At 71.2% G+C, this 10,861-nt stretch carries 10 protein-coding genes and 1 pseudogene; 5 read left to right on the top strand and 6 right to left on the bottom strand.

Features of this window, described 5'->3' with window-relative positions:
- Positions 1-38 precede the first annotated feature (38 nt).
- Positions 39-740 carry a DUF4232 domain-containing protein gene (locus ABD691_RS31915; protein WP_344686086.1) on the top strand — a complete coding sequence of 234 codons (702 nt, stop codon included), beginning with the start codon at positions 39-41 and terminating at the stop codon, positions 738-740.
- A 166-nt stretch (positions 741-906) separates the two neighbouring features.
- Here ABD691_RS31915 and ABD691_RS31920 read toward each other — a convergent pair whose 3' ends face one another.
- The 5 genes from ABD691_RS31920 to ABD691_RS31940 all read right to left on the bottom strand — a co-directional run bounded on the left by ABD691_RS31920 (position 907) and on the right by ABD691_RS31940 (position 4,593).
- Complete coding sequence (locus ABD691_RS31920; protein WP_344686087.1) at positions 907-1,749, bottom strand: ABC transporter ATP-binding protein; 843 nt, start codon at positions 1,747-1,749, stop codon at positions 907-909.
- 1 nt (position 1,750) lies between these two features.
- Positions 1,751-2,524 carry an ABC transporter permease gene (locus ABD691_RS31925; protein ID WP_344686088.1) on the bottom strand — a complete coding sequence of 258 codons (774 nt, stop codon included), beginning with the start codon at positions 2,522-2,524 and terminating at the stop codon, positions 1,751-1,753.
- Positions 2,521-2,667, bottom strand: coding sequence for a hypothetical protein (locus ABD691_RS31930; RefSeq protein ID WP_344686089.1), 147 nt, complete (start codon positions 2,665-2,667; stop codon positions 2,521-2,523). The genes ABD691_RS31925 and ABD691_RS31930 overlap by 4 nt, the downstream gene beginning before the upstream one ends.
- The gene (locus ABD691_RS31935; RefSeq protein ID WP_344686090.1) at positions 2,664-3,443 is read right to left on the bottom strand and encodes an ABC transporter permease; all 780 of its coding nucleotides are present in this window, start codon (positions 3,441-3,443) and stop codon (positions 2,664-2,666) included. The genes ABD691_RS31930 and ABD691_RS31935 overlap by 4 nt, the downstream gene beginning before the upstream one ends.
- A gap of 136 nt (positions 3,444-3,579) precedes the next feature.
- Positions 3,580-4,593 carry an ABC transporter substrate-binding protein gene (locus ABD691_RS31940; protein ID WP_344686091.1) on the bottom strand — a complete coding sequence of 338 codons (1,014 nt, stop codon included), beginning with the start codon at positions 4,591-4,593 and terminating at the stop codon, positions 3,580-3,582.
- Between the two features lie 666 nt (positions 4,594-5,259).
- Between ABD691_RS31940 and ABD691_RS31945 the strand changes: the two genes are divergently transcribed.
- Genes ABD691_RS31945 through ABD691_RS31960 form a run of 4 tightly spaced genes read left to right on the top strand, consistent with a single transcriptional unit; the run spans position 5,260 to position 10,357 of the window.
- Positions 5,260-8,565: a sensor histidine kinase gene (locus ABD691_RS31945; RefSeq protein ID WP_344686092.1), complete on the top strand. Its 3,306-nt coding sequence runs from the start codon at positions 5,260-5,262 to the stop codon at positions 8,563-8,565.
- A 20-nt stretch (positions 8,566-8,585) separates the two neighbouring features.
- Positions 8,586-8,993 carry a roadblock/LC7 domain-containing protein gene (locus tag ABD691_RS31950; protein WP_344686095.1) on the top strand — a complete coding sequence of 136 codons (408 nt, stop codon included), beginning with the start codon at positions 8,586-8,588 and terminating at the stop codon, positions 8,991-8,993.
- A 31-nt stretch (positions 8,994-9,024) separates the two neighbouring features.
- Positions 9,025-9,771: a DUF742 domain-containing protein gene (locus tag ABD691_RS31955; protein WP_344686093.1), complete on the top strand. Its 747-nt coding sequence runs from the start codon at positions 9,025-9,027 to the stop codon at positions 9,769-9,771.
- Positions 9,752-10,357 carry a GTP-binding protein gene (locus ABD691_RS31960; RefSeq protein ID WP_344686094.1) on the top strand — a complete coding sequence of 202 codons (606 nt, stop codon included), beginning with the start codon at positions 9,752-9,754 and terminating at the stop codon, positions 10,355-10,357. Before ABD691_RS31955 ends, ABD691_RS31960 begins: the two co-directional genes overlap by 20 nt.
- A 219-nt stretch (positions 10,358-10,576) precedes the next feature.
- Here the strand turns inward: ABD691_RS31960 and ABD691_RS31965 are convergent.
- A pseudogene (locus tag ABD691_RS31965) lies at positions 10,577-10,861 on the bottom strand (helicase-associated domain-containing protein); the annotation flags it as partial.

Here is a 10,861-nt window from a genome sequence, read left to right on the forward strand (position 1 = left end):
CTCCCGGTCGTAGGCAAGCGAAATTCGAAGGGGGCACGATGTCCTTGCGTGGTGCGAAGCGGTTAGCCGGCGTGGCGGCCCTGGCGGTGGCGCTGAGCGCCTGCGGCGGGGCGCCGCAGGCGGGCACCAGCCCGGCTCCGCCGAACCTGCCGCCGGGCGGCAGCACCAGTTCCAGCACCAGTTCCGGGACTTCCGAGGAGCCGACCTCCTCGGAGTCCGAGGAGCCGACCGGGTCCAGCGCGGTATCCGAGCCCACGGAGACCCGCGAGGCCGGTCACCCGGACTTCGACAACGACGGCACCTCCGGTACCGGCGACGGCGCCGCCACTACGTGCTCCTCGCAGAACCTGTCGGGCTCCTTCACCCTCCAGGAGGGGGCAGGCTCCACCAGCGGCTGGATCCACGTGAGCAACAAGAGCGCCGAGACCTGCACGCTGTGGGGCGACTACCCGGGCGTCACGATGACGAACCGGGACGCGGAGCCCTCCGAGGCGCAGTACTACAACAACCTCGCGCCCACCCCGGCGAACATCAACCTGCTGCCGGGCGAGACCGCGGCGGCCGAGGTCCGCTGGTCGAACAGCGAGCCCTGCACGTCGATCGTGTGGGAGGTCAACGTCACCGTGCTGCCCGAGGACGCCCCGCTGGCGCTGGAGCCCAAGAAGCAGGACGGCGGCCCGACGACGTTCGGCCTCTGCGGCGGCGGTGCCGTGCACGTCGGCGGATTCCAGCGAGCCTGAGCCGCGCCGGGTGGCGGCGCGCCATGAACGTCCACTGTGGATGACTTCGTGCCGCCACCGGTCCCGCGGCTCGGTGTGTAGCCAGCGCGCGCACCCTGTGCGGACCACCGCCTCCGGTGGCCCTGCGAGGGAGCCTGAAGTTTCACCTCGGCGTGAGGGGCAAGGCTCAGGGCTGCGCGGACTCCCGGGCCTCCGCCCGCTCGGCCTCGGCCCAGCGCTCGGCCTCCGCGGAGCGCTTCGGCTCCGCGCTGCGGACCTGGAGCAGCCGCGCGACCTCGCTGCGCAGGTGCACGAACTCCTCCGACTCGCGGGTGACGATCTGGTCCCGCTCGCCGAGGTCCACCGGGATGTCGGCGACGATCGACGCCGGGGACTTCGACAGCACGAACACCCGGTCGGCGAGGTAGATGCTCTCGTCGATGTCGTGGGTGACCAGCAGGACCGTGCTGTCGAACTGCTTGCGCACCCGCAGCAGCAGGTCCTCCAGCTCGAAGCGGGTCTGCGCGTCCACCGACGCGAACGGCTCGTCCATCAGCAGCAGCGCCGGCCTGCACGCCAGCGCGCGGGCGATCGACACCCGCTGCTGCATACCGCCGGACAGCTGCCACGGGTACTTGCGGGCCGACTCGGCCAGGCCGACCCACTCCAGCACCTCGTCGGACCGCCGCCTGCGCTCGTCGCGGCCGATTCCCCTGGAGCGCAACGGGAACTCGACGTTCTTGCGCACCGACAGCCACGGGAACAGCGAGCGGCTGTAGTCCTGGAACACCACCGCGAGGTCCGACGGAACGCCCTCGACGGGGTCGCCGTGCAGTTCCACCCGGCCGCTGGTGGGGGTGAGCAGCCCGGAGATCGACCGCAGCAGCGTGGACTTGCCGCAGCCGGACGGTCCCACGATGCAGGCCAGCTCGCCGGCCTCGACGCGGAACGAGAGTTCGTTGATCGCCTGGTGCCCGGTGGGCCCGCCGTAGCGGTGGCCCAGCCCGGAAACCTCCAGCATGGTCGACATGTCAGCCTCCCGCCCCCGCGGTCCGGGTGGGCTGCCAGCTCAGCGCCCTGCGCTCCACCGCGAGGAGAATCGTGTTGAGTGCGTAGCCGAGGACGCCGAGCAGGACGATGCCCACCCACATCCCGGGCAGGTCGAACTGCCGCTGGCGGAACACCAGCTGGTAGCCGATGCCGTTGGTGGAGCCGACCAGCTCGGAGACCACCATCAGCACCAGGGCCAGCGACAGGCTGACCCGCAGTCCCGCGAAGATCTTGGGCAGCGCGGCGGGCAGCACCACGCCGAGCACCCACTGCGGACCGGAGATCCCGAACGAGCGGGCGGTGTCCACCTTGACCTGGTCCACCGAGCGCACGCCGTCCACGGTGTTGAGCAGGATCGGCCACACCACGCCGAAGACGATGACCGAGATCTGCATCTGCGCCCCGATCCCCAGCAGCACGATGAAGACCGGGACCAGCACCGGCGGCGGCACGGCCCGGACGAACGCCAGCACCGGGCCCGCGTAGTCCATCGCGGTGCGCGACCGGCCCAGCGCGGTGCCAACACCCACGCCCAGCACCACCGCGATCAGCCACCCGGCGGCGATGCGGCCGAGGCTGGCCAGCACGTCGCGGGAGACCGTCTCGCCGGTGAACCAGGTCGTGACCGCGGTGGTCGCGATCTCCGTCGGCGGCGGGAAGAACGGGCTCGCGGCGAGCCGCGTCAGCACCTCCCAGGCGACGATCGCGCCGGCGAAGACCACCCAGCGCTGCGCGAATCCACGGACGCCGCTCACGTCGCCTCCTGTGTTCTGCGGGGCACCCGCACCCGGTCGGCGGCCGCGAGCGGGTAGGGAGTGTGGCTCACGTCGCCTCCTGATGTCCTGCGGGGCACCCGCACCCGGTCGGCGGCCGCGAGCGGGCAGGGAGTGTGGCTCACGTCGCCTCCTGCGTCGTACTCCAGCGAAGCCCCCTGCGGTGCACCTGCTCCAGCGCCTCGTTGATCGCCAGGCCGATCAGGCCCGCGACCAGCGTGCCCGCCAGCACCAGGTCCATCCGGCCCGCGCCGGTGCTGGCGTCGAGCACGAAGCTGCCCAGCCCGCTGGTGCCGCCCGCGAGGAACTCGGTGCTGACCACCAGGATCAGCGCCACCGCCGCCGACATCCGGATGCCGGTGAGCACGAACGGCGCCGAGTTCGGCAGCGCCACGGTGAACATCACCCGCGCCCGGCCGTGGCCGAAGGACCTCGCGGTGTCCACCATCACCGGATCGATCTCGTCCAGCGCGTAGATGGTGTTGAACAGGATCGGCCACACCGCGGCGTACACCGCCAGCGCGATCTTGGTGTCCGGCCCGTTGCCGACCAGCACGATCGCCAGCGGGATCAGCGCCACCGACGGGATCGGGCGCAGGAACTCCACGATCGCCCTGGTCGCGACCCGCACCGCCGGGACGCTGCCCAGCAGCAGCCCGGCGGGCACCGCGATCGCGATGGAGATCAGCAGCGCGATCGCCCACGCGAGCAGGCTGGCGATCACGTCGAGCAGGAACGCCCGATCGCCCAGCAGCTCGGCGAGCCGGGCGAGCACGATCGACGGGGGCGGGAAGTAGCGCTGGTCGACCAGCCCGGACCGGCTGAACGCCTCCCACACCAGCAGGAAGCCGAGCGCGCCGACCAGGCCGCGGAAGAACCTCGGAGGCGGCGTGAGCGACACTTTCTTCCCGCTTGCGGTCGCCGACCGGGTGCGGGTGCCCCGCAAAAACCTCGGAGGCGGCGTGAGCGACACTCTTTTCCCGCTTGCGGTCGCCGACCGGGTGCGGGTGCCCCGCAAAAACACAGCCACGACGACGTCAGCCCTGCGGGGCCACGACCATGGCGGCCACGTCGACGTCCTTGTTCAGGTAGCCGAAGTCCTTCATCAGCCGCGGCACCCGCTCCAGGCGGGTCACGTCGGCACGCGAGTTCATCTGCAGCAGGCTGATCACCGACGCGACCTCGGCGTCGATCTTGGCGAACTTCGGCAGCAGCGGCTCGATCTTGCTGCGGTCGCGGGACTCGGTCACCGCCGCGTCCATCGCGCGCTGGAACGCCGCCACCGTCTTCGGGTTCTGCTCGGCGAACTGCGCGTTGGACACGTAACCGCCGATCGGCAGGTTCTCCATCGGGCCGGTGGCGGTGTCCACGACCGGCACCGCGTTCGCGTCCCGGGCGGCCAGCGTCAGGAACGGCTCCACCAGGAACGCCGCGTCGACCTGGTGCTGCTTGAGCGCGTTCGGGATGTTCGGGAAGCCCAGCGGTGCCCAGTCGACCCGCGCGAAGTCCACGCCGTTGGCCCGCATGGACGCCTTGACCATGAGCTCGGAGATGGTGCCCAGACCGCTGATCGCGATCCGCTTGCCCGCGAGGTTGGCGGGAGAGCGTACCGGGCTGCCCGGCCACGTCATGATCACGCAGGTGTTCGGAGCCGCCGAAGCGCAGTCTGCGACGATCTTGAGCTGACCGACCCCGCTCGCCTGGGCGGCGAAGATCGGAACGTAGCTGGAGAAGGTGATGTCGTAATCGCCACCGATGACGCTGTTGAGCGCCTGGGTGCCGTCCGCCGCGTTGACGATCTCGACGTTGAGGCCCTCGCGCTGGAAGAACCCGTTCTGCACCGCCAGGTGCAGCGGGGCGAGCTCGCTGGTGGGCAGGCCCCCGACGCGCAGGTTGGCCTTCTCGACCTGGCCGTTGCCGCTGTCGGCGCCCTGGGAGCCGCCGAGGAGCCCGCAGCCGCTGGTGCCCATCAGGGCTCCGGCCGTCGCCACGCCGCCGGCCAGTTTCAGCAGGTTCCGGCGAGGAAGCCCACCGCTGGGAAACGGGCTCATCAAGTCCTCCTTGCATCGGGTGCGATGTGGGGTGCTGCCGATCGCGCGGATCACGGGTGCGACGAATCGGCGGGAGCGCGAACGCGTCATCGGTTCTGGCCCGACGGGTTCGCTCGGATGCCAGCGGCCTGGGCGGCGCATGTCGGACGCGCGCGGCCGGGCGACGGCCTGCCGGTGACCGGCGTGCGCGTGCGGGGCGCTGCCGATGTCGGGCGGCGGGACATCGCGTCTCCATCGGACCTGGCGGGGCGGGGTGCAGGGCAACCTTAGAAGGTCGAACCACTGCCGACAACCGGGAGTTACCAGGCAGAAATCACACCGAGCAGGGGTGAGGTCTATGCCACTCGTCAGCGTGAGGGCGACTCGCTCTGGGGGCCTGACTTGTGACGGCGAGTTAAGTATAGTCTCGCCCGTCGAGGTGAACCTGCCTCTGCTTCGGGGGAAGTAAAGGTTGTGATCAGGGAGTGTGATGGCAAGCCTGGCTAGGAGGGTCGGGGTCGGTACCGGTCCGGCGGCTACCGTCGGGGCTTCCACCACCCGCTCGTCCAAACGCCGCACTGGGCGCTGCCGTCCGGGAACGGCCCTGACCACACCCAACCGCACCTGCCCGGCACGGAAAGCTCGCTAACCGTGGTGGGCACGTCCGCCGCAGCGCAGGAAACAGGGATGCTCAACAACGACCCCGGCCCCGGAAGCAGACAAGACCGTCGCGACGACGCCCAGCCCGCCCGCACCCGCAGGTGGTGGCTGCGGAACTGGCGCCTGCGCACCAAGATGGCGGCGGTCCTGCTCATCCCGACGCTGGCCGCACTGGGCGTCGGTGGCGCCCGCGTCTACGACGGCCTGACCACGGTCTCGCGCCTGAACACGATCACCGCCCAGGTCGAACTCGCGCAGCGCACGGCCGACGTGACCCACGAGCTCCAGCGCGAGCGCGACCACGCGGCGGTGCACACCGCCAGCCGCCTTGGCGACCGCGACGCGTACGCCGCGCAGTCCCAGCGGGTGGACGAGGCGGTCTCCCGGCTGCGGCTGCCCGAGTCGGAGGCCGAGAACCTCTCGCCGACCGTGCGCGACGCCTACCAGAGCGCGATCAACCGGCTCGGCAGCCTCGGCTCGCTGCGCGGCATCGTCAACCGCGGCTTCACCGACTACCAGACCCTGGTCGCCTACGACTCGGTGATCGACAACGTGCTCGGCATCGACCGCGCGGTCTCCGCGGCGGCGGCCAACACCCAGGTCACCCAGGCCGCGCGCGCCGCGGAGGCGATCAGCAGGATCAAGGAGAACCTGGCCCAGCAGCGCTCGATGCTGCTCGCGGCAGGCATCCGCAACGAGTTCCTCGCCGGTCAGCTCGACCAGGTCGCGGAGGCCGACGCCCGCTTCAAGGCCGCGTTCGCCGAGTTCGAGAGCGTCGCCACCCCCGCGCAGCTGGAGCTCTACGAGGCCAAGGTCGCCGGCCCCGCGGTCGACGACTCCGAGCAGCTCAAGCAGTCCGCGCTGATCAACGCGGAGAACGACCGCGCGCTGGGCATCGCCCCGGCCGCCTGGGGCGCGGCCTCCGCCGAACGCGCCGACATGGTGCGCTCGGTCGAGGAGGACGTGCTCAACGAGTTCCACCAGACCGCCGACAGCTACGCCGACGCCGCCCAGTGGTCCATGCTGCGCGACGCGGGCCTGGTGCTGCTCCTGCTGCTGATCGCGTTCGCCGTCGCCGCCTACATCGCCCGCTCGATGCTGCGCCCGCTGCGGACCCTGCGCTACGGCGCGCTGGAGATCGCCCAGCAGAGCCTCCCGGAGGCGATCCGGCAGGTCAACGAGAACCCGGGCAGCGCGAGCGCCGTTTCGGTGCCGCCGGTTCCGGTGCACACCCGCGAGGAGATCGGCCAGGTCGCCCGCTCCTTCGACGCGGTGCACCAGCAGGCGCTGCGGCTGGCCTCCGAGCAGGCGCTGCTGCGGACCAACGTCAACGACCTGTTCGTCAACCTCGCCCGCCGGAGCCAGACGCTGGTGCAGCGCCAGCTGTCCCTGATCGACCGGCTGGAGCAGGACGAGCAGGACCCGGACCAGCTGAGCAGCCTGTTCGAGCTGGACCACCTGGCCACCCGGATGCGGCGGAACAACGAGAACCTGCTGATCCTCGGCGGCACCGACCTCACCCGCCGGATGATGCGCCCGGTGCCGCTGTCGGAGGTCGTCGGCGCCGCCGTCTCCGAGGTCGAGCAGTACGCCCGGATCGCGATCGCCGAATCGCCCGACCTGGCCATCCAGGGCCGCGTGGTCAACGACTTCGTGCACCTGGTCGCCGAGCTGCTGGAGAACGCGACGGTGTTCTCCAACCCGGACACCGAGGTCACCGTCCGCGCCGCCTACCGCAGGCAGGAACTGGTCATCGAGATCCGCGACCGCGGCGTGGGCATCGACGCCGACGAGATCGACGAGATCAACGACCGGCTCACCCGGCCCCCGGAGATCGACGTCGCGGTCTCCCGCCGGATGGGCCTGTTCGTGGTCGGCCAGCTGGCCCGGCGGCACAACATCCGGGTGCAGCTGCAGAACAACGGCGACCTGGAGGGCGGCGTCACCGCCACCGTGCACCTCGCGGGCGAGCACGTCGTGCAGCTCACCCCGGACGGCCCGCGGCCGATGCCCGACCTGCCGCGCCAGTCCGACGACGGCAGGCGCGACTCGATCAGCGAGACCGGCACCCACCTCGGCCTGGCTGCGGCCTTCGGCCGCGGCGGCGTCACCGACCGCGCCGCGGAACCGCCGACCGAGCGGGCGCCGCTGCCGCAGCTGAACTTCGACGAACCGCCCGCCGCGCCTCCGGCCCCCGCGCTCAACGGCTTCGACCCGCCCGCGCTCTCCGGCCTCAACGGCTTCGACCCGACCGGCGGACCGCTGCCGCAGCGCAGGCCGGAGAGCCGCGACGCGGAGCCGGAACCCGAGGAGCACCCGGAACCGGTCGAAGAGCTCCCCGGCAACTACTCCGTTCAGGTTGCGTCCGGCGAATCCTTCGGCGCCACCGACATCCCGCAGTGGGAGGATGACCAGCTGGCGCAGCCGGACGACGAGGCGCAGCAGTGGCCCGGTGAGGAGAGCGCCGTCGACGGCGACGTGCCCGAGGTGTTCGACGGCCAGTGCGGGGTTCCCGAGCAGGAGGAAGAAGAGGAGCCCGCGAGCCTGTTCCACAGCCCGTTCGAGGCCGAGAAGACGGCGACCTTCGCCGCTCCGGTCCCGGAGGCGGGCGGCGCCGAGCAGAACGGAACGGCACCGGCGGGGCAGGACACCCAGGAGCGGACGGCGTCCGACGACGAGCGGGACGGTGAACCGCCGGCGGACGAGACGCAGTCGAAAGGGGCTTCCTGGGACATGGACGACGCGCCGACGCAACGTCTGCCGATCTACGAAGCCGTGCTGTCGCAGTGGTTCCGCGAGTCCGATGTGGACGAAGAGGGGGCCGCGCCCGCCGACGCGGCGGTGACCCCCGAGCCGGAGCCGGAGCCGGAGCCCGCGCCCTCGGTCGCCGACGGCGCCCAGGCGCAGCTGGCGCGCCGCGCCGCCGAACCCGAGCCGGGCGAGCAGGCCGAGCCGGAACCGGCGCCGGTGCCTGGCGAGTTCCCGCCGGAGCTGCTGGCCCCCACCACCCCGCGCGACCCGGGCTGGGGCTCGGCCGACGACGGCTGGCAGGCGGCCGAGGCGCTGGTCCAGCAGACCCAGCAGGTCCAGGAGACCACCGCCGCCGGCCTGCCGAAACGGGTGCCGAAGTCGAACCTGGTGCCCGGCTCGGCCGCCCCGCGACCGCAGTCGGACGCACCGAGCAAGCCGGCCGCGCCACGATCGCCGGATGCCGTTCGTGGCCGAATGTCGAACTTCCAGCAGGGCATCCGCCGTGGTAGGCACGCCAAGGCCGAACCGGTCTCGACCGAACCGCCCCGCTCGATTCCGAGCCGTCATGAGGAGCAGGAGTGAACGGGTCCGTCCAGCAACCCATGAGCAGCAACAGCTTCAGTTGGCTGATCACCGACTTCGTGCGCCGCGTCCCCGGCGTCGCGCACGCCGTCGTGGTCTCCGCGGACGGGCTGCTGCTCGCCGGCTCGCAGGGACTGCCGCGCGACCGCGCCGAGCAGCTGTCCGCGGTGGCCTCCGGACTGGTCAGCCTCACCCAGGGAGCGGCGCGCTGCTTCGAAGCCGGTGACGTCACCCAGACCGTGGTCGAGATGGAGCAGGGCTACCTGTTCCTGATGTCGATCAGCGACGGCTCCTGCCTGGCGGTGCTGGCCGCCCCCAACGCCGACATCGGCCTGGTCGCCTACGAGATGACCCTGCTCGTCGAGCGCGTCGGCAGGCAGCTCACGCCGGAGCTGCGGGCGCAGCTCCAGGGCATGGTGCGGCGGTGAGTCCGGTTTCCGGATCCGAGGGGAGCTCGCCATGAACACCGGTTCCGACCCGAGCTGGGACGGTGACCTGTTCCGCCTCTACAACAAGAGGCTGAACTCCGATTCCTGGCAGGACGACTTCGTCGACGACGCGCAGCAGGACGGCGAAGCCGTCAGCGACTACAGCCGCGCGCTGTTCGGCGGCCCCGGCGCGGACCTGTTCGGGTCCGGCTACTCCGAGGCCGCGGCCGACAGTCGCCCGGCCCCCGGTCCGGACCCGCGCCCGGCGGCCGACAGCGGCCCGTCGTCGGTCTCGATGCCCCCCATCTCGATGCCGCCCGCGTCGATGCCCGCGATCTCGCAGCCGATGTCGCCGATCTCGCAGTCGATGCCGTCCATCTCCGGTTCGATGCCGGCGATCCGGGCCGACGCGGGCGAATCCGGCGAGGACCTGGGCGAAACCGGCTCGCTGGTGCGGCCCTACGCCCGCACCCGGGGGCGCACCCGCACTGATTATGATCTTGCTATCGAGACGCTGGTCTCGACCAGCGAACGCGGGCGTTCGCAGGGCGGACCGTCTTCTCCGGAGCACCGCTCCATCTCGGAGCTGTGCATGGAGGCTCGCTCGGTGGCCGAGGTGGCCGCACACCTGCGCCTGCCGCTGGGCGTGGTGCGGGTGCTGATCGGCGACATGGCCGGTCTGGGCCTGGTCTTAATTCACGAGAGTGGCATGGTCGTGGGGGATCGGCCGTCCATGGAGTTCTTGGAAAGGGTGCTCAGTGGGCTTCGCAGGCTCTGATCCCCGCTCGGCGGCGAACCACGGTGGTGGCAACAAGACCTCGACCAAGATCGTGGTCGCCGGTGGTTTCGGGGTTGGCAAGACGACGTTCGTCGGTTCGGTGTCGGAGATCGTGCCGCTGACCACCGAGGCGGTGATGACCGAGGCCAGCGTCGGCGTCGACGACCTGACCGCCACCCCGGGCAAGGTCACCACCACGGTCGCGATGGACTTCGGGCGGGTGTCGCTGGACTCGGACCTGATCCTGTACCTGTTCGGCACGCCGGGCCAGCACCGCTTCTGGTTCATGTGGGACGACCTGGTGCGCGGGGCCATCGGCGCCGTGGTGCTGGTCGACACCCGCAGGCTGGCCGACGCCTTCGCCTCGATCGACTTCTTCGACGACCGCGGACTGCCGTACGTGGTCGCGGTGAACACCTTCGACGGCGTCCTGCACCACCGCATGGAGGACGTGCGGGAGGCGCTGACCATCGACGACTCGGTCCCGATGATCACCGTCGACGCCCGCAACCGGGAGTCGACCAAGCAGGCGCTGATCAAGCTGGTGGAGCACGCCATGCGCCAACGCATGGCGGCGGCGCGGTGATTGTTTTATTGGGCTCGTTCTGCGTGGTGGGTCGCTTGGCGGAACCTCAGGCGCCCGCTAGCTGCGGTAACTTTTTCCCACGTATGCCAATACGAGGGAAAAAGCTGTCCTCGCCAGCGAACGCCTGAGAACCCGCGGCGGTGCCGGTTGCGTGCTTGGGCTAAGCGGCTGCGCCGCTTGAGGACGATGGTTGGGTTTGCTTTTCCGCGCTGGGCTGGCTTAGTCCTCGACGAGGGCTGCTGATGTGATTCGGTGTAGCGGGTAGTTGCCGATGTGCTCGCCGGTCTGGTCGAGGCCCTGGAGCACACCGCTGCCGACCCGCACCGGCCGCACGACCCGCTGGGTCGCCACTCCGTGCGAGTCGACGAACCCCAGCCACACGCTCCTGCGCTGCTGCGCCGCGTCGCGCAGCAGCTGGAGCGTCGCCTCCGCGCTCGGCCGCCCGCGCTCCGGCCGCACGGTGCTGCCGCGCCGCGCCGCCCCCGCGCGGTCGCCCGCGCGCAC

Origin of the sequence: Saccharopolyspora taberi (genome assembly GCF_039534165.1) — a bacterium.
In the GTDB taxonomy this organism is placed as follows: domain Bacteria; phylum Actinomycetota; class Actinomycetes; order Mycobacteriales; family Pseudonocardiaceae; genus Saccharopolyspora_D; species Saccharopolyspora_D taberi.

Bases quoted from the DNA above. Each gene is read 5' to 3' on its own strand.
- ABD691_RS31945 (WP_344686092.1), top strand. From the start codon at position 5,260: ATGCTCAACAACGACCCCGGCCCCGGAAGCAGACAAGACCGTCGCGAC.
- ABD691_RS31920 (WP_344686087.1), bottom strand. From the start codon at position 1,749: ATGTCGACCATGCTGGAGGTTTCCGGGCTGGGCCACCGCTACGGCGGG.
- ABD691_RS31940 (WP_344686091.1), bottom strand. From the start codon at position 4,593: ATGAGCCCGTTTCCCAGCGGTGGGCTTCCTCGCCGGAACCTGCTGAAA.
- ABD691_RS31950 (WP_344686095.1), top strand. From the start codon at position 8,586: ATGAGCAGCAACAGCTTCAGTTGGCTGATCACCGACTTCGTGCGCCGC.
- ABD691_RS31915 (WP_344686086.1), top strand. From the start codon at position 39: ATGTCCTTGCGTGGTGCGAAGCGGTTAGCCGGCGTGGCGGCCCTGGCG.
- ABD691_RS31955 (WP_344686093.1), top strand. From the start codon at position 9,025: ATGAACACCGGTTCCGACCCGAGCTGGGACGGTGACCTGTTCCGCCTC.